This is a genomic window from Streptomyces sp. AA1529 (assembly GCF_000280905.1).
Lineage (GTDB): Bacteria > Actinomycetota > Actinomycetes > Streptomycetales > Streptomycetaceae > Streptomyces.
On the sequence record NZ_ALAP01000059.1, the window covers coordinates 1 to 19277 of the forward strand.

Here is a 19277-nt window from a genome sequence, read left to right on the forward strand (position 1 = left end):
GTACAGGAACCGTCCCGGATCGAATGCGAGAGCAGCGATCACCACCGGGAGCGCCGCTCCGGCGGCCACCCGGACGACCGCCGGCCAGCCGGCCCGGTGCTGCCACAGCAGCACCAGGACTGGCAGCAGCACCGCACCGCCGGTCTGCTTCGAGAGCACCGCTCCGGCGACCGCCAGCCCGGCCCCGAGCCACCGGGCGCGCTCGGCGTACCAGATCGCGGCGACGGTCCACGGCAGCATGAAGACCTCGAACGTCGCCGCCTGGGTGTCCTCCGGCTTGAGCCCCACCGACAGGAAGACGTAGCAGATCCCCGCCGTCCACCCGGCCCGCTCACCCCAGCGGCCGGACGCCAGGGACGCGGCCAGGGCCGCACCCACCACGACCGCGACGACGGCCGCGACCCGCACCGGCCACAGCGAACCGTCGCCGAAGACCGCGAAGGCACCCCGGTAGAGCAGCGGCACGAACGGAGGCTTGCGGTCCACGACCGTGTCGTAGAGGACGCCGCCGTCGGCCAGTTGACGCGCCTGTGTGGCCAGATATCCCTCGTCCGGGTTCCACGGCGTGCGGGCGAAGGACGGGAGGCGGGTGAGGATCGTGAGCACGGCGAGGACGGCGAGGAGCCGCGTCCGGTTCGCCACCGCCTCCTTGGCGCGCGCGGCGGTGGTAGGGCGCTCCGTGGCAGGGGACAACGGCATACCGCTCAATCTAGCGAGCCGCCGGGGCCGCGGCCTCCCCGGCCCCGGAATCGCCCCCCGACCGGCGGACCCTCCGCCGGGGGCCCACCCGCCGGCCGCCCCGCGCCCGTCGCCTGCCGCGGTGTCCTCGGCTCGTCCTGGGCTCGGCTCGTCCTGGGCTCGGCTCGTCCTGGGCGGCCCTGCGGCTCCGGCCGCCGCCCGGATGCCGCGGCCCGTCCCGCCCGTTGCCGGGGCGCTGCACCCACGGTCCCGCACCGGGCCGGTGCGGGAGACGATTCCGGGTGCGGGCGCCCCTCGGGGCCCGGACCACAGCGGCCGGGCCCCGAGGGGCACACCGGATCCGCCGGACAGCGCCGAGCGGAGCCCCGCGGCCGGCGAGCCGCGGGGCGCGGTGCGCGGTGCGCGGGTCAGTCGCTGGCCACCTCGGCACGCGCCGCGTCGAAGCGCCCTTCCAGCTTGGCGACGAGTCCCGTCACCTGCCGGGCGATGTCCGGCGCGGTCAGCCCGATCTCCGCCATGATCTCCTTGCGGGAGCCGTGGTCCAGGAAGCGCTCGGGGATGCCGAAGTCCCGCAGCGGCACGTCCACTCCTGCGTCCCGCAGCGCCTGCGCCACGGCGGAGCCGACGCCGCCCGCACGGCTGTTGTCCTCCACCGTGACGACGACCCGGTGCCGGTCCGCCAGTGCGGGGAGCGCCTCGTCGACCGGCTTGACCCAGCGCGGGTCCACCACGGTGGCGGTGATGCCCTGCTTGTCCAGCAGGTCGGCGATCTCCAGGCACATCGGCGCCAGCGCTCCGACGGACACGATCAGCGCATCGCCGGCCGCGTCCTCGGCGGGCTCCCGCAGCACGTCCATGCCGCCGATCCGGCGCAGTGCGGGGACGGCGGGGCCGACGGCGCCCTTGGAGTAGCGCACCACGGTCGGCGCGTCGTCCACCTCGACGGCTTCGCGCAACTGGGCGCGCACCTGGTCGGCGTCGCGGGGCGCGGCCAGCCGCAGGCCGGGCACGCACTGGAGGATGGACATGTCCCACATGCCGTTGTGCGAGGCGCCGTCCGAACCGGTGACCCCGGCGCGGTCCAGCACGAAGGTCACGCCGCACCGGTGCAGTGCCACGTCCATCAGGAGCTGGTCGAAGGCGCGGTTGAGGAAGGTGGCGTAGACGGCGAAGACGGGGTGGAGTCCGCCGGTCGCGAGCCCGGCGGCGGAGACCGCGCCGTGCTGCTCGGCGATCCCCACGTCGTACACGCGTTCGGGGAACTCCTGTGCGAAGGCGTGCAGTCCGACCGGCCGCATCATGGCCGCCGTGATGGCGACGACGTCCTTGCGCTCCCGGCCGAGCGCGACCATCTCCTCGCTGAAGACGGAAGTCCAGTCGGCACCCGAGGACTTCACCGGCAGCCCGGTGTCGGGGTGGATGACCCCGACGGCGTGGAACTGGTCGGCCTCGTCCTGCCGGGCCGGCTGGTAGCCGCGCCCCTTCTCGGTGAGGCAGTGCACCAGCACCGGGCCCCCGAACCGCTTGGCGCGCTGCAGCGCCGACTCCACCGCCGTGATGTCGTGCCCGTCGATCGGGCCGACGTACTTCAGCCCCAGGTCCTCGAACATCCCCTGCGGCGCGATGAAGTCCTTCAGCCCCTTCTTCGCGCCGTGCAGCGTCTCGTACAGCGGCTTGCCCACCACCGGGGTGCGGTTGAGCACGTCCTTGCCGCGGGCGAGGAAGCGCTCGTAGCCGTCGGTGGTGCGCAGCGTGGCCAGATGGTCGGCGAGTCCGCCGATGGTGGGCGAGTAGGAGCGCTCGTTGTCGTTGACCACGATCACCAGCGGCCGGTCCTGGGCCGCGGCGATGTTGTTGAGCGCCTCCCAGGCCATTCCGCCGGTCAGCGCGCCGTCGCCGATGACCGCGACCACATGGTCGTCGGCGCCCCGCACCTCGTTCGCCTTGGCCAGGCCGTCCGCCCAGCCCAGCACCGTCGAGGCGTGCGAGTTCTCGATCACGTCGTGCGCCGACTCGGCGCGCGAGGGGTAACCCGACAGGCCGCCCTTGAGCCGCAGCTTCGAGAAGTCCTGCCGCCCGGTCAGCAGCTTGTGCACATACGACTGGTGCCCGGTGTCGAACAGCACCCGGTCTCTCGGCGAGTCGAACACCCGGTGCAAGGCGATGGTCAGCTCCACCACGCCCAGGTTCGGACCCAGATGGCCACCGGTCTTGGAGACCGCTTCGACCAGGAAGGTGCGGATCTCCTCGGCCAGCTCCTCGAGCTGCTCCGGAGCGAGCCGGTCCAGATCGCGTGGTCCCCTGATGCGGGTCAGCAACGCCACCCGTACCTCCTTGCGTCAAGCGTGATCGAACGCTGTCGAGAGCCGTCGTTGTCGGACCGTACCGATTCCTCCTCCGGGCCGCGGCCCGGAGGTACCACCGGACCGGGTCCGGAAGAGGTGCTCCCAAAGTCTAATGTTCCGCCGCCGCACGGGTTCACCGGACGGTGGCAACTCAGTCACACGAATGCCGAGCCCCCGCCGGTCTCCCCACCGGCCCGCGCCGGTCCCGGACCCGCTCCGGAGCGCCCCCGGGCCGGTCACGCGCGAGGGGTACCCCGGGAGGATCTCCCGGGGTACCCCTGGTGGCCCGGCCGCAGGCCGGGCCACTGTGCGGCGGACTCGGAATCCGCCGTCGGGCCGAGTGGACCCGCAGGCCGGACGCCCATCCGAGGGTCCCTCCCGCGGCCTCCGGCCCCGGGCGGGTCAGGCCCGCCCGGCGGTCTTCTGCGTCCGCCGGGAGACCGAGTCGATCACCACCGCGGCCAGCAGCACCGCGCCGGTGATCATGTCGCGCAGCGCGGAGCCGGTGCCCAGCAGCGCCATGCCCGAGTTGATCGACTGGATGACCAGCGCGCCCAACAGCGCCGACCAGGTCTTCCCGCGGCCGCCGAAGAGGCTGGTGCCGCCGATGACGGCTGCGGCGATGCAGTTCATCAGCAGGCTGCCCGCGCCGGAGGACTGGTTGGCCGCATTGATCTGTGACGCGAGGAACAGTCCGCCGACGGCCGCCATCGTTCCCGCGATCGCGTAGACCGTGATCCGGATCAGCGGCACGTTGATCCCGGCCCGGCCCGCCGCCTCGCTGCTCCCGCCGACGGCGAAGACCTTGCGGCCGTAGCCCGTACGGCGCAGCACGAAGTCCCCGAGGACGACCATGCCCAGGAAGATCACCACGGCCAGCGGCAGCCCCCGGTAGGAGTTGAAGACGGCCGCCGCCGCGTAGGCCGGGACCGCCAGGATCACGGTGCGCAGCAGGATCTCGCTCAGCGGGCGGCTGGGGACCTCGGCCGCCTTGCGCCGCCGCGCGTCCAGCAGCGAGAAGGCCAGGAAGGCCAGCACGCAGACGGTGGCCAGGCCCATGGCCGCCGCCTTGTCGGCGAAGTAGTAGTTGGTGAGATGCGCCACCACGCCGTCGCCGTCGAGGTTGATCGTTCCGCTCGGCCCCAGGATCTGGAGCATCAGGCCGTTCCAGCCCAGCAGACCCGCCAGGGTGACCACGAAGGCCGGGACGCCGATCCTGGCGAAGAAGAAGCCGTGGACGGCACCGGCCGCCATCCCGGTGAGGATGGCCAGCAGGACCGCCAGGACCTCGTTCATCCCGTGGTTGATGTTGAGGACGGCCAGCACCGCAGCGGCCATGCCGCTGACCGAACCGACCGACAGGTCGATCTCGCCGAGGATCAGCACGAAGACGATCCCGACGGCGATCAGCCCGGTGCCCGCGCTCTGCACGAACAGGTTGCTGAGGTTGTTCGCGCTCAGGAACGCCGAGTCCTGCAGCTGGAAGACCACACCGATGACCAGCAGGCCGATGACGACCGGGACCGAGCCCAGCTCGCCGGTCCGCAGCCGGCGCAGCAGGACGTCCAGATATCCGCTGAAGCCCTGCTGGCGCACCAGCAGCCGGGGGTCGACGGTGGAGACCTCGGCCGCCGGGGCCGGCGCTCCGCTCGCCCCGTCCTCCGGGGCCTTCGCCATGTCCACGGGCGCGTCGTCGGCCGGCGTGCCGTTCGTGGGGGTGTCGGTGGTCACTGCTGCACCTCCTTCGGGCGCGCGTTCTGGGCGGTACGGGCGTCGCGGCGGGTGACGACGTTGTCGGTCGCCCCGGTGATCGCGGAGACGATCTCCTCCTGGGTGGTCTCGCTCACCGTGTACGTCCCGTTGTTGCGGCCGAGGCGGAGCACCGCGACCCGGTCGCTGACGGCCCGGACGTCCGCCATGTTGTGGCTGATCAGCAGCACCCCCAGGTCCCGCTCCCGGAGCCGTTCGACCAGGTCGAGGACCTGCGCGGTCTGCTCGACACCGAGCGCCGCCGTGGGTTCGTCGAGGATGACGACGCGCGGCTCGCCCAGCAGGGAGCGGGCGATGGCGACGGTCTGCCGCTGCCCGCCGGAGAGCGAGGCGACGGGGACGCGGACGCTGGGGATGCGGATGGAGAGGGTGGAGAGCAGCTCGCGGGCGCGGCGCTCCATCTCCACCTCGTCCAGGATCCCGCGCGGCTTGATCTCGTTGCCGAGGAAGAGGTTCCCGACGACATCGAGGTTGTCGCACAGCGCAAGGTCCTGGTAGACGGTCGCGATGCCCAGCTCCTGGGCGTCGTGCGGCCGGTCGATCCGGACGGGTTCGCCGTTCCATTCCACCGTGCCCTCGTCGGCCGGGCCGACGCCCGCGATGGCCTTGACCAGGGTGGACTTTCCTGCACCGTTGTCCCCGACGAGTGCGACGACCTCGCCGGGGTGGACCTCCAGCTCGACGTCCGTGAGCGCCTGGACGGCGCCGAACCGCTTGGAGACTCCGCGCAACGCCAGCACGGGCGTAGCGGACACGTGAATCACTCCTTCTGCCCCGGGGCCGTGCCCGGGCCCACCGCCGCGGCGGTGGGCGGGCCGGCCGCCTGAGGGGTTACTTGATGCCCGCCTCGGTGCACGCCTTCTTGAAGTCGGCGGTGCAGATCTCCTTGGCCGTGAAGAATCCGGACTTGCCGACGTACTTCTTGATGTCGTCCTTGGTCAGCGGAAGCGGCGTGACGATCTTCGTCGGGACGCCCTTCTCGGACTGGCTGTCGGTCTTCGAGGAAGCGATCTTGTCCAGGGACTCGCCGCGGGCCAGCGCGACGGCGAACTCCGCGGCCGCCGAGGTCTCGGGCACGTAGGGCTTGTAGACGCTCATGAACTGCGAGCCCGCGAGGATCCGCTGCACCGCGTTGAGCTCGGCGTCCTGGCCGGTGACCGGGGGCAGCTTGTCCTTGTCGAAGCCCGCGCGCTTCAGCGCGGTGATGATGCCGCCCGCCATGCCGTCGTTGGCGGAGTAGACGCCGACGATGTTCTTCTTGCCGAGCGAGGAGATGGCGCCCTTCATGTTCTCGTTGGCGTTCTCCGGCTTCCACTCCTTGGTGTCGTACTCCTTGCCGATCTTCACCTTGCCGTCGAGGACGGAGTGGGCGCCGTCCTTGTACATCTTGGCGTTCGGGTCGGTGACGGAGCCGTTCATCATGACGATCTTGCCCTTGTCGGCCTTGTCGCCCAGCTCGTCGAGCAGGGACTGGGCCTGGATTCTGCCGACCCGGGGGTTGTCGACCGAGGTGTAGGCCTTGATCGGGCCCTCGGCCAGCCGGTCGTAGGCCACGACGGGGATGTCGCTGTCGTCGGCCTTCTTGACCGAGCTGGAGATCGACTTGGCGTCCACCGCGTCGACGATCAGTGCGTCGACCTTCTTGGTGATCATCGTTTCGACCTGCTGCTGCTGCAGGTTGGCGTCCTGCTTGGCGTTGGCGTAGAGGACCTTGGTGTCCTTGCCCGCCAGTTCCTTGATCTTCTTGACCATCAGCGGCTTGTCGAACCGCTCGTAGCGGGCCGTCTGGTTCTCGGGCAGCAGCAGCCCGATGGTCAGCGGACCCTTCTTGGACTTGTCGCTGTCCTTGCCGTCCGCCTGGTCCGCACTGCCGCAGGCGGCTGTGCTGAGGGCGAGCGAGAGCGTGATGGTGCCGAGGGCGATGCCGCGCAGCGCTGCGTGCATTTCAGAGACCTCCCTGACGGGGCCGCGGCGGTGCGGCCGGGGTGTCCGGAAGTCAACTCGCAGGAAACTCCGCGGTCAATAAGCTAATACTTAACGAGACGACAACGATGCCATCCGTTGAAGACAGAAACCCAGGATGTTGCTGTCCGGTGAACGGGACGCCCCTCAGGCAGCCGCCGACGCGGCGTCCACCAGGGTGGCGTCGCCCATCTCGTCGAGGACCAGCGCGAGGGCGCCCAACACCTCCGCGCGGCTGTCGAGTTCGCCGGGAAGGACCTTCAGTCGGCGCGCCGCGCTGGGGATGGCGTAACGCGCGACCGAGTCCCGCACCGGACCCAGCACCAGGTCCCCCGCCTCCGCGAGGTCGCCGCCGAGCACGACCCGCGAGGGGTTGAGGAGGTTGCAGAGGCTGGCGACACCGCTGCCGATGTAGCGGCCGATGTCCGCGACGACCCGGCGGCAGCCCGGATCGCCCTCCGCCGCCAGCCGCACCACCCGGGCCATGGTCAGATCCGTGCCGTGGCTGGAGTGCAGCAGCGGCAGCACGTAGCGGGCCGCGGTGAAGGTCTCCAGGCAGCCGCGGTTGCCGCAGCGGCAGACCGGGCCGGACTCGTCCAGCGTGATGTGCCCGATCTCGCCCGCTGTGCCGCCCGGGCCGCGGTAGATCTGGCCGTTGATCACCAGGCCGGCGCCGACACCGCTGGCGACCTTGATGTAGGCCAGGTCGCGGGCGCCGTGGCCGGCACCCCAGACCTGTTCGCCGAGCGCGCCGAGGTTGGCGTCGTTGTCGACGTAGACGGGCACCCCGGTCCGCGCGGCGAGCTCGTCGCGCGGGTTGGTGCCCGCCCAGCCGGGGAGGATGGCGGTGGAGCCGAGCACACCGGTCTCGATGTCGATGGGGCCCGGGACGCCCAGCCCGATGCCGATGACCTTGCCCGGGCTGATGCCGCTCTCCCCCACCAGCCGCCGCACCAGGCGCTCGGCACGGTCGAAGCCCTGCTCGGCCGAGGCGTCCACGTCGATGGGCTCGGCGTCCTCGGCCAGCACGGTGTGCGCCAGGTTGCCGACGGCGACCCGCAGGTGGGAGTGGCCGAAGTCGACCCCGACGACGATCCCGGCGTCGGCGCTCAGCGAGACGGCACGGGCCCGGCGTCCGCCCGACGAGGTGGGCGTGACCTCCACCGTCCCGGCGTCCTTGAGCTCACGGACGATGTTGGAGACGGTCGCCGCCGACAACCCCGTGCCGCGGGCGATCTCCGCCTGGGTGAGCGAACCGGCCATCCGGACCGCCCGTACGACACGCTCGAGATTGGCCCGGTGCAGCGAGGACTGCGACCCCGGAGTCTCCACCACTGTTCACTCCCCGCTTGTCTCCAACATCTGAACCCTTAGCAGAGCCCCGGCGGTTCTTCCCGTCAAGCCCTGCGAACCGGGCGGGGAACAGCTGGTGCTCATTTGTGGCTCATCATACGGAGCTGAGCGGGGAGAAAGCGCCGGGTCCCCGGCGGCGGCCGGGGACCCGGGAACAGCCACGGGCATGCAGAAGTCTATGCCCGCTTTCTGCCCGTGTACGGCGCTCGGCGCAGTCCGCGCCACGGAGCCGCGCGCGACCGCTCCCCGGCCGGCCGGTGGCCGGCGAGGGAGCGGCGGGCGGTCACTTCACGGAGCCCGCGGTCAGGCCGGAGACCACGTGCCGCTCGATGAAGGCGAACAGGACGATCACCGGGATGATCGCGACCACCGACGCGGCGAACAGGTAGTTCCACTGCACCGTGTAGGCGCCGATGAAGTTGTTGATCCCGACGGTCAGCGGCTGCTTGTCCGGCTCGGTGGAGAGCGTCAGCCCCATCACGAACTCGTTCCAGGAGGTGATGAAGGTGAAGATCACCGCGGTCACCACGCCCGGCAGTGCCAGCGGCAGCGTCACCTTGATCATCGCCCCGAAGCGGCTGGTGCCGTCCACCATCGCCGCCTCCTCCAGCTCCGGCGGGATCGACCCGATGTAGGCGGTCAGGATCCACACGGCGAAGGCCAGGTTGAACGCGGCGTTGCTGAGGATCAGCGTCCAGATCGAGTTGAGCATCTCCAGCTGGTGGAACTCCCGGTAGAGCCCCACCAGCAGCGCCGTCGGCTGGAACATCTGGGTGACCAGCACCAGCAGCAGGAACCACTTGCGTCCCCGGAACCGCATCCGCGCCGTGTAGTACGCGGCCGGCAGCGAGACGAGCAGCACCAGGATCGTGGCGCCGCCGGAGATCAGCAGCGTCACCTGGAGGTTGTCCCCGAGCGAGGACTCCTTCCAGACGTCGATGAAGTTCGACCAGTTCAGCGTGTCCGGCAGATAGGTGCGGTCCCGCAGTTCGTCCGCCGGCCGCAGGGCCGTGACGATCATCTCCAGATACGGCGCGAGGAACAGCGCCGCGAGCAGCCAGGCCACGGCGGTGATCACCAGGGTGCGGGGCCGGAAGACGCGCTTCGGCGGCCGCGCCACCGGCCTGGCCGGCGCGGCGGGAGCCCGCTCGGCGGACTCGGGGTCGCGGCCGGGGCCGGCTCCGGCGGTCTGGGTTGCGGTCGCCATCAGTCCTCCTCGTTCCACCGGCTGACCTTCAGGAAGATCAGCACGAGCACGACGACCATCGCGAAGTTGACCACCGACATCGCCGCGGACTCGGCGATGTCCGTCTCCTTCAGCTTGTACATGAACACCGTGGTCGTCGCGGTGTCGCTGCCCGGTCCGCCCTGCGTCATCGCCCAGATGATCGGGAACGAGTTGAAGACGTTGATCAGGTTGATGACCACGCCGACGAGGAAAGCCGGGCGCAGCAGCGGCAGCGTGATGCCCTTGTAGGTCTGCCAGGAGCCGGCGCCGTCGATCCGCGCGGCCTCGTAGACGTCGGCCGGGATCGTCTGGAGCCCGGCCAGCAAGGTGTAGGTGGTGAAGGGCAGCGAGACGAAGACCGCCACGAACATCATCCAGGGCCAGGCGGTACCCGCCGATCCCAGCCAGTCCTTGGACGAGTCGATGATGCCCAGATCGATCATGACGGTGTTCAGGACACCGGCCGTCCGGTTGAGCATCCATTTGAAGCCGATCGCCGTCATCAGCACCGAGGCGGCCCAGGGTGCGATGAGGGCCCAGCGGGTGACGCGGCGGCCCGGGAAGTTCTGGTTGAACAGCTGCGCCAGGCACAGCGAGAGCAGCATCGTCACGCCGACGACCACGACCGTCCACAGCACGGTCCACAGCAGGACGTGCCCGAAGTCGGTCTCGTCGAAGAGCTTCTTGTACTTGTCGGTGCCGGCCGAGCCCCGCACGATCCCCGCGATGCTGATGTTCAGGAACGAGGTCCTGATCAGCTCGATGACGGGCCAGACGACGACAGCGAGAATGAGCAGGACGACAGGGGCGATCCAGGGGAGCGGGCCCAGCCGGGCCAGCCCGCCGCTCGTGCGGCGGACCGGCCGGCCGGACTGCCCTCCCCGCCCCCGGCTCCTGCGGGCCGGGGACGGCGGGGCCTTCATTGACACGGGGTCTCCTTGCGGTACGGAGGTGCTGGGTTATGCGGCCCGCGGCCTACTTGTCGGCCGCCGCCTCCTCCGCCTTCTTCTGCAGGTCGCCGAGGACCTTCTTCGGGTCCTCCTTGGCCGCCTTGCCGCCGCTCTTCTTGATCTCGGCGGAGACGACGTCCCAGGACGGGTCGCCCAGCGGGTAGAACTTCGCGTTCTGCAGCTCGTCGAAGAAGGGCTTCAGGTCCTCGTGCTTGCCGTTGGACTGCATCGTCTCCAGCGCGTCCTGGGTGACGGGCGGGAAGTTGTACATCTCGTCGAACTTCAGCATCTTCTTCGAGTAGACGAAGTCGAGGAACTTCTTGATCTGCTTCTGCTTGCCGCCGTCCTTGAAGGCCATCATCCAGTCGGCGACGCCGAGGGTGGACTTCAGCGGCCCGTCCTTGCCGGGGATGGTGGTGACGCCGTAGTCGACCTTGCCCTGCTTGGCCATCTGGACCAGGCTCGGGTGGCCGTTGAGCATGCCCGCCTTGCCGGCCGCGAAGTCCGCGAAGGCGGTCTTGCGGTCGGTGGTGCCCGGGTTGGAGTAGGTCAGCCCCGGCTTGACCAGGTTGTCCTGCAGCCAGTTGAAGGTCTCGACGTTCTTGGCGCTGTCGATGGTGTACTTGCCGCTGCCGTCGGTGTAGCCACCGCCGTTGCCCAGCTCCCACATCATCATCTCGCCCTGGGCCTCCTCGGGGCCGAGGGGCAGCGCGTAGGGGGTGTCGGCGGCCTTGGACTTCTTTATCTTCTCCGCGGCGTCGGCCAGCTCGTCCCAGGTCTTCGGCGGGTTCTTGATGCCCGCTTTCTTGAAGACCTCCTTGTTGTAGAAGAGCACGCGCGAGGAGGAGACCCACGGGATGCCGTACTGGGTGCCGTCCACCTCGCCGGCCTTGGCGAAGGAGGGGATGAGGTTCTTCTGCGTCGCGGGCGAGAGGACGTCGTCCGCCTTGTAGAGCAGGTCGTCGGCGACCTTGTCGGCGTAGCCGCCGGTCTGCAGCAGATCCGGCACGTTGCCGCTCTGGATCATCGTCTTGACCTGCTTGTCGATGTCGTTCCAGTTGATGACCTGGACGTCGACCTTGATGTCCTTGTTCTGCTTCTCGAAGTCCTCGGCCACCTTGTCCCAGTAGATCTTGGAGGCGTTGGACTTCTTGTCGCCGTAGTCGGCGGCCACCAGTTTGATGGTGTTCTTGTCCCCGGAGCCCCCGCTGTCACCGCCGCAGGCGGTCACGCTCAGTGCCATGGCGAGCACTGCGGCGCCGGCCGCCGCTGCTCTCTTGTTCATGTTGCTCAACCCTTCGACATCGGTGTCGACTTGCTCGCAGGTGATGCGTCACACTCCGGGCGCGACCCGGACCTCCCGGGCAGCGTCGGTCGAGGAGGGCCCCGACCGCTCGGTGAGGTGTTCCCCCGTGCCGCTACGGCGCAGAGACTACTCACGGCATATTCCGCCGCACAGGTCTAGGCCACTTTCGTGGCCAACCTGAAATCACTGCGCCCCACGGAGGATTAGACCTGCCTACTTCAGGGCACCGGCCGTCAGGCCCGCCTGCACCTGCCGCTGGAAGACGGCATAGACCACCAGCACCGGCACCATGGCGATGGTCAGCCCGGCGAACAGGGCTCCCCAGTCTCCCGCGTACCCCTGCGACACCGTCAACGCCGCGAGTCCCTGGGGCAGCACGTAGTTGTTCTCGTCCTCGTTGTTGAGCAGCAGCGGCAGCAGGTACTGGTTCCACTGACCGAGGAAGTTGAAGATCCCGATGCTCACCAGGCCCGGCTTGGCCATGGGCATCATCACCTGGAAGAACGTCCGGGTGTGCGAGGCCCCGTCGATCATCGCCGCCTCCTGGACCCCGCTGGGCAGGGTCCGGAAGAACGAGGTGAGGAAGAAGGTGGTGAAGGGCAGCGAGTAGGCGATGTAGGCGATGATCAGGCCCGGGCGGGTATCCAGCAGGGACATGTTGTCCATGATCGTGAAGAGCGGGATCAGCGCCAGGATCACCGGGAACATCATGCCGCCGGCGAACAGCAGGAAGACGAACCGGTTGCCGGGGAAGGTGAACCGGGCGATGACATAGGCCGCCATCGAGCCCAGCAGCATGGTGCCGGTCAGCGAGCCCGCCAGGATGATCACCGAGTTGAACGCGTACCGGCCGATCTTGGCCTCGGTCCAGGCGTGCACGAAGTTCTGCCAGTGGAGCGAGGTCGGCAGGCCCATCGGGTCGTTGAGGAAGTCCGCGGTGGGGCGGAAGGCCGTCAGCGCCACCCAGATCAGCGGCCCGGCCGCCATCACCACCCAGGCGATCAGGAAGGCGTGCGAGAAGACGTTCAGCACGCCGCTCCCGCCGCGCCCCGGGCCGGAGCGCGCCGCGTCCCCGGCGGCGCGCGGGGAGGGGGACGCGGCGGGTTCCTCCGCCCGGTCGGTGACGGTGTCGGTGGACATCGGTTCGGCACTCATCGCTTCGCTTCCCCGCTTCTCAGTACTCGATCTGGTCACGGCGCCCGACCCGCATCACGATCAGTGTGAAGACCATGCTGAGGACGAGGAGCACCACGCCGATGGCCGTGGCGTAGCCGAACTGCCCCTCCCGGAAGCGCTCGTAGAGGTAGACCGGGGTCACCTTCAGCGCGTGCGGCGGCACCATGATCAGCACGACCGCGAAGGCGTCCAGGGCCTGGATGCCCATGTAGATCCAGCCGGTGCGCACGGTGTCCCAGATCAGCGGCAGGGTGACCCGGAAGAAGGTGGCGGCGCGCCCGGCGCCGTCCAGCAGCGCGGCTTCGTAGATGTCCTTGGGGATGGCGCCCATGGCGGCCGAGAAGAGCACCACGTAGAAGCCGACGAAGCTCCAGGCGATCACCGCCATGGTCGAGAAGAGGGCGAGCTTGTAGTCACCGCCGAGCCAGCGCTGTTCGAGTCCCTCCAGCCCCACGGAGCCGAGCAGGCCGTTGAGCAGGCCGCTGCGGGAGCTGTAGACCTGCTGCCAGACCACGGCGATCAGCGCGATGGACAGCACCTGCGGGAAGAAGTAGACGATCTTGTAGAGCGAGGAGCCCGCCACGCCCGAGACCGCCTGTCCTCTGCGGTGCCGTCCGCCCGCGGTGATCATGTAGGCGAAGAAGATGCCCAGCGCCAGGGTGACCAGCGGAACGACGACCAGCAGCAGCAGACTGGACTGCAGGGAGGCCCAGAACCGCTCGTCGTGCCACATCTTCACGTAGTTGTCGAAGCCGACGAAGTTCGCCGTGGCACCGCCCGCCCAGTCCGTGAACGAGTAGTAGATCGCCTGGAGGAACGGGGAGATGACGAAGACCGCGTAGAAGGCCAGCGGAAGGGCCAGAAAGCCCACGATGAAGCGGTACTTGTCCAGCGTGCGGTATCTGCGGTCGTTGCGCACCCGCTCGGGGGTGAACCGGGGCGGCAGGACGACGGCCAGCGCGAAGGCCGCGCCCCCGCCCGCCCGGGTCCGCCCGACAGCCCGCTTGCCGCTCGTCTGCCCGCCCGTGGCCGGCCGTGTCTCAGTCTTCACGCCGCTCCGATTCTCCCCGGGTCCGTGCCCGCCGCCCGGTCGCTCAGGACTTCTTGATCCTCGTGACGTCGGGGTCCTTGGCGGTGCGGTCGGCAGCCTTCTGCATCGCGCTCATGGCCTCCTTCACCGATGTCTCGCCATTCATGAACTTCCCCACGACGGCGTCGAAGTCCACCCGCCACAGGTCGGCGTACCACTCCTTGAAGAAGGCGATCACGATGTCGTCGCCCGCGGCCTTGACGGCCTGCTGTGCGCTCTCCACCCCCGGGGGCAGCTTCATCCCGTCGATGGCGCCCTTGACCACGGGCATCGAGGAGACCTCGTGGAAGAGGTTCACCGCGGCCTTCTTGCTGTACATCATCCGCATCCACTCCAGCCCGCCCCGCCGGTTCGAGGCCTTGGCCGGGACGATGTAGGGCTCACCGGGCGGCGCGTAGAGGGTGCCGAAGGGCATCGCGTCACCCTTGTCGAGCGAGGGCGTGGCGCCGACCCGCATCTCGAAGTCCTTGGGAGTGGTGTCCTTCGCCTCGTTCTCCACCCAGGAGCCGTCCGGGATGAAGACGGCCTTGCCCTTCGTCCAGGCGGTCTGCGCCTCGATGTGGGCGTTCTTTCCGTCGAAACCGGTCAGCACGTACTTCTTGGCGAGCAGTTCCTCATACGCTTCGAAGACCTGCTTGACGGCGTCGGTCTTCCAGGCGTTCGGCTCCAGATAGTCGAAGGCGTCCAGCTGCTTGCGCCCGCCCGCCTGGCCGAACATGGCGTACATGCTGAAGAACATGTAGCGGGGGTGGCCCGCCGGGTACGTCCAGCCGTGCAGCCCCTTCTTCTTGGCCTTCTTGCAGAGGGCCAGCATGTCGTCCCACGTCTTGGGGTATTCGGCCTCCAGCGTGTCGCGGAGCATCCGGTCCGAATACCAGATGCCGTACACGGTCTGGGCGATGTTGAGCTGGTAGCAGGCGTCGCCGCCGAACTGCCCCATCTCCACGACACCGGGCACCAGGGTGTCGCGCACCTTGACGTCCGGGTCGTCCCAGCTCGGCGCGTCGAGCAGTTCGGTGACATCGCTGACCTGCTTGTTCTTGACCAGTTTCGAGATCGACATCATCTCGGCGCCGGAGTTGTTGACCACGTCCGGCGGGTCGCCCTTGATGATCCGCGGCTGGACCTGGGTGGCGATGCGTTCGGTCCGCTTCTGGTCGACCTCGGCCTTCGTGTACCGCTTTTCGTACATGTCGCTGACGAAGCGCGCGTACTTGTCGTCGTATCCGCCGTTGAAGACGTAGACCTGCAGTCCGGCGTCCTTCTTGACGCCGAGCGGATTCTTGTCCGTCTTCTCGCCCTTTTCCGCCTTGGTGTCCTCACCACCACCGGTGGCGCAGGACGTCAGCGAACCGAGGGCCGGCACGGCGAGAAGTCCGGCCGCGGTGGCCTTGACGATGTCGCGACGGTTGACGCTGTTGGTTCCCATGCTCAAGTCCTCGCCTTCTTCAGGACTCAGGCGGTGTACCGGTCTCCCGTCAACTCGCCACCGGCGAAGGGCCCGACACCGCGGGTCAGTTGGAGCTGGGTGGTGCGGATCGTGCGGATGGTGCGGCGCTGGGGCGGCGTCCGTGCGCGGGTACCGCTCAAGGTGCGGACAGGTATAGTCCACTCTTCGCCATCCGGGCAAGATCGAGAACATTCCCGTCCGCCATCTTTCCCGAGTTGAGACCTGTTTCGATTCCCTCCTTCCGGCGGATTACCCCGAGTTCCTCCGGAATCCCCGACTCCCCTTGACACTCAGGGGAAGACGTACGTTACTTGTCGCTGATATCCACAATCTGACAACGTTGTCGGCCTGTTCGCCTGTTGAGAGGTGCGTGTGCGCCGCAGCCCGCAACCCCGTACCCGGTCCGACGCCGGATCCGGCCCCGCACCCCGGCTCCGCCGCGAACCGCGGGGCCTGCTGCGGGCCTTGTCCCGTCGGACGGCCGCGCGCCGCCGGGCGCTCGCCGTGCTCCTCGCGCTGCTCGTCACCGCCACGGCACAGGCCACCACGGCCGTCGCGGCACCGGACCCGGGAACCGGACCGCGGGCCACCCGCTTCGCCTCCTCGTTCGAGGCGGACACGCCACCGCCCGACTGGAACGACACCGTCGAGACCGGCCCGGACGGCAGACCCCGCGCCGACGGAGTCAGCGCCGACGGCCGCCCCGGACTGGCCACCCGCACCGGCGGTGGACCCGAGTCCTCGCCCACCGCCAAGACCGGCGCCGGCTTCACCGGCACCCGCGCCCTGCGCTTCGCGGGCGACCACGCGGCACCGGGCCGCGGATACGCGTACAACAAGATCTTCGACGTCGATGTCACCGTCACCCGCGACACCGTGCTCTCCTACCGGCTCTTCCCCGAGATGACCGGCCAGGACCGCTCCTACGCCGCCACGCACGTCGCCGTCGACCTCGTCTTCACCGACGGCAGCCGCCTCGGCGACCTGCGCGCCGCCGACCGGCACGGCACCCGGCTCACCCCGGCCGCGCAGGGCGCCGCCAGGACGCTGCACGTCAACCAGTGGAACAACGTCGAGGCCCGGATCGGCCGGGTCGCCGAAGGCCGGACCGTCGACCGCGTCCTGCTCGGCTACGACGCGCCGTCCGGACCTGCGACCGGCTCCCGCGCCTTCGCCGGCTGGCTCGACGACCTGCGGCTCGCCCCGCAGCGCCCGGCCGCCCCCAAGGCCCATCTGTCCGACCACGTCCGCACCACCCGCGGCACCCTCTCCAGCGGCTCCTTCTCGCGCGGCAACACCTTCCCCGCCACCGCGCTCCCCCACGGCTTCAACTTCTGGACGCCGGTGACCGACGCGGGCGCCAAGAGCTGGCTGTACGAGTACGCGCGGAAGAACAACGCGGACAATCTGCCGGCGCTCCAGGCCTTCAGCGCCAGCCACGAGCCGAGCCCCTGGATGGGCGACCGGCAGACGTTCCAGGTGATGCCCTCGACCGCGAAGGGCACCCCCAGCGCCTCCCGTACGGCCCGCGCACTCCCCTTCCGGCACTCGGAGGAGACGGCCAGGCCGCACTACTACGGCGTCACCTTCGAGAACGGGCTGCGCGCCGAGGTCACCCCGACCGACCACGCGGCGATGATGCGCTTCACCTTCCCGAAGCGGGACGCCGCCGCGCTCCTGTTCGACAACGTCGACGACCACGCGGGCCTCACCCTCGACACCCGCCGCGGCACCGTCAGCGGCTGGTCCGACGTCCGCAGCGGGCTGTCCACCGGCGCGACCCGGATGTTCGTGCACGCCGAGTTCGACGCGCCCACCACCGGCGGCAGCAAGCTGAAGGACGGCGGGAGCAAGGACGCCGCCGGCTATCTGCGGTTCGCGCCGGGAGCGGACCGCACCGTCACCATGCGGATAGCCACCTCGCTGATCAGCGTCGCGCAGGCGAAGGCCAATCTGCGCGCCGAGGTCCCCGCCGACCGCTCCTTCGCCCAGGTGCGGAAGCGGGCCCGGGCACGGTGGGACGATCTGCTGGGCGTCATCGAGGTCGAGGGCGCCACCCCCGACCAGCTCACCACGCTCTACTCCAACCTCTACCGGCTCTACCTCTACCCCAACGCGGGTCACGAACGGGTCGGCGGCCGGACCCGCTACGCCAGCCCCTTCTCCCCCGCCGCCGGTCCGGACACCCCCACCAGGACCGGCTCGAAGATCGTCGACGGCGAGGTGTACGTCAACAACGGCTTCTGGGACACCTACCGCACCACCTGGCCCGCCTACTCCCTCCTCACCCCGAAACAGGCCGGGAAGATGGCCGACGGGTTCGTGCAGCAGTACAAGGACGGCGGCTGGATCTCCCGCTGGTCCTCCCCCGGCTACGCCGACCTGATGACCGGCACCTCCTCCGACGTCGCCTTCGCCGACGCCTACCTCAAGGGCGTCGACTTCGACGCGGAAGCCGCCTACGAAGCCGCCGTCAAGAACGCCACCGTCGCCCCGCCCGACCCCGGCGTCGGCCGCAAGGGCATGGCCACCTCCCCCTTCCTCGGCTGGACGAGCACCGACACCAAGGAGGGGCTGTCCTGGGCCCTGGAGGGCTACCTCAACGACTTCGGGATCGCCCGGATGGGCAAGGCCCTCTACAAGAAGACCGGCAAGAAACGCTACCGGGAGGAGTCCGCCTACTTCTCCCAGCGCGCCCGCGGCTATGTCCACCTCTTCGACAAGAAGACCGGCTTCTTCCAGGGCCGGGAACCCGACGGCTCCTGGCGACTGTCTCCGCAGGAGTACGATCCGCGCGTCTGGGGCTACGACTACACCGAGACGAACGGCTGGAACTTCGCCTTCACCGCACCCCAGGACACCCGCGGCCTGGCAGCCCTGTACGGCGGCCGCCCGGGCCTCGCCGAAAAGCTGGACCGCTACTTCGCCACTCCGGAGACGGCCGAGCGGAAGTACGCGGGCAGCTACGGCGGCGTGATCCACGAGATGACCGAGGCCCGCGACGTACGGATGGGCATGTACGGGCACAGCAACCAGCCCTCGCACCACATCCCCTACCTGTACGACGCGGCCGGGCAGCCGTGGAAGACCCAGGCCAAGGTCCGCGAGGTGCTCTCCCGGCTCTACGTCGGCAGCGAGATCGGCCAGGGCTATCCCGGCGACGAGGACAACGGCGAGATGTCGGCCTGGTACGTCTTCAGCGCGCTGGGCTTCTACCCGCTGGTCATGGGCTCCCCCGAGTACGCGGTCGGCTCACCGCTGTTCACCAAGGCCACCGTCCACCTGGAAAACGGCCGGGACCTGGTGATCGAGGCGCCGAAGAACAGCGCCGAGAACGTCTACGTCCAGGGCCTGAAGGTCGACGGCAAACGCTGGAACTCCACCGCGCTGCCGCACGAACTGCTGGCCGACGGCGGCACCCTGGAGTTCGCCATGGGCCCGAAGCCGTCGAAGTGGGGCTCGGGCCGCGACGCGGGACCGACCTCGCTCACCCGCGGCGACCGGGCGCCGACACCGGTCGCCGACGTCAGCGAACCGGGTGACTCCCCACTGCTGGACGACACCTCCGACACGGCCGCGGACGCCGCGTCCGGCACCGTCCCGGTGGCCGGCGGTGCCCGCGTCACGGCGTACACCCTCACCTCCGACGACCACACCGAGGCACCCGGCGGCTGGCGGCTGCAGGGTTCCCGGGACGGCAAGCGCTGGCACACCCTGGACCGGCGCGCGGACGAGACGTTCCGCTGGGACAAGCAGACCCGCGTCTTCACCCTCCCCCGCAGCGCGCACTACACCCGCTACCGCCTGCTCCCGGCCACCGAGGGCAGCCGCCTCGGCGAACTCGAACTCCTCGGCAGACGCTGACCGACGCGATTGCGCGGGGCGCCTGCGCGGGGCGCCGCCCGTGCAGCACGCCGCCGACCCGTGGACGCCGCCGACAGTACGGAC

Annotated in this window: 14 protein-coding genes; 1 reads left to right on the top strand and 13 read right to left on the bottom strand. The window is 69.6% G+C overall.

The genetic code is table 11. The features are described from left to right. The 13 genes from A949_RS33725 to A949_RS39525 form a co-directional block, all read right to left on the bottom strand. Positions 1-699 (bottom strand): glycosyltransferase family 39 protein (locus A949_RS33725; RefSeq protein WP_037706687.1); only part of this gene is annotated, 699 nt, incomplete at its 3' end. Between the two features lie 407 nt (positions 700-1106). Then, complete coding sequence (gene dxs / locus A949_RS0117535; protein WP_019357327.1) at positions 1107-3023, bottom strand: 1-deoxy-D-xylulose-5-phosphate synthase; 1917 nt, start codon at positions 3021-3023, stop codon at positions 1107-1109. Positions 3024-3446: 423 nt separating this feature from the next. Next, positions 3447-4775, bottom strand: a complete 1329-nt coding sequence (locus A949_RS0117540; RefSeq protein WP_019357328.1) for an ABC transporter permease subunit — start codon at positions 4773-4775, stop codon at positions 3447-3449. Beyond that, positions 4772-5578 carry an ATP-binding cassette domain-containing protein gene (locus tag A949_RS0117545; protein ID WP_074999911.1) on the bottom strand — a complete coding sequence of 269 codons (807 nt, stop codon included), beginning with the start codon at positions 5576-5578 and terminating at the stop codon, positions 4772-4774. The genes A949_RS0117540 and A949_RS0117545 overlap by 4 nt, the downstream gene beginning before the upstream one ends. A 67-nt stretch (positions 5579-5645) precedes the next feature. After that, positions 5646-6758, bottom strand: a complete 1113-nt coding sequence (locus tag A949_RS0117550; protein ID WP_019357330.1) for a substrate-binding domain-containing protein — start codon at positions 6756-6758, stop codon at positions 5646-5648. Positions 6759-6923: 165 nt separating this feature from the next. Next, entirely contained in the window at positions 6924-8108 is a 1185-nt protein-coding gene (locus A949_RS0117555; RefSeq protein WP_026004758.1) for an ROK family transcriptional regulator, read from the bottom strand. Positions 8109-8412: 304 nt separating this feature from the next. Further along, entirely contained in the window at positions 8413-9336 is a 924-nt protein-coding gene (locus A949_RS0117560; RefSeq protein ID WP_019357332.1) for a carbohydrate ABC transporter permease, read from the bottom strand. After that, entirely contained in the window at positions 9336-10280 is a 945-nt protein-coding gene (locus A949_RS0117565; RefSeq protein WP_019357333.1) for a carbohydrate ABC transporter permease, read from the bottom strand. The genes A949_RS0117560 and A949_RS0117565 overlap by 1 nt, the downstream gene beginning before the upstream one ends. A gap of 52 nt (positions 10281-10332) precedes the next feature. Then, positions 10333-11592, bottom strand: coding sequence for an extracellular solute-binding protein (locus A949_RS0117570; RefSeq protein WP_019357334.1), 1260 nt, complete (start codon positions 11590-11592; stop codon positions 10333-10335). A 234-nt stretch (positions 11593-11826) separates the two neighbouring features. Beyond that, positions 11827-12768, bottom strand: a complete 942-nt coding sequence (locus tag A949_RS0117575) for a carbohydrate ABC transporter permease (RefSeq protein WP_019357335.1) — start codon at positions 12766-12768, stop codon at positions 11827-11829. Between the two features lie 19 nt (positions 12769-12787). Continuing rightward, the gene (locus A949_RS0117580; RefSeq protein ID WP_026004759.1) at positions 12788-13708 is read right to left on the bottom strand and encodes an ABC transporter permease subunit; all 921 of its coding nucleotides are present in this window, start codon (positions 13706-13708) and stop codon (positions 12788-12790) included. Positions 13709-13883: 175 nt separating this feature from the next. Continuing rightward, positions 13884-15308, bottom strand: coding sequence for an N-acetylglucosamine/diacetylchitobiose ABC transporter substrate-binding protein (gene ngcE / locus A949_RS0117585; protein ID WP_019357337.1), 1425 nt, complete (start codon positions 15306-15308; stop codon positions 13884-13886). Positions 15309-15334: 26 nt separating this feature from the next. Continuing rightward, positions 15335-15469: a hypothetical protein gene (locus A949_RS39525; RefSeq protein WP_272944205.1), complete on the bottom strand. Its 135-nt coding sequence runs from the start codon at positions 15467-15469 to the stop codon at positions 15335-15337. A gap of 325 nt (positions 15470-15794) precedes the next feature. Here A949_RS39525 and A949_RS0117590 point away from each other — a divergent pair, with 325 nt between their 5' ends. Beyond that, on the top strand, positions 15795-19193 hold the full coding sequence (locus tag A949_RS0117590) for a GH92 family glycosyl hydrolase (protein WP_026004760.1): 3399 nt from the start codon (positions 15795-15797) through the stop codon (positions 19191-19193). Positions 19194-19277 lie beyond the last annotated feature (84 nt).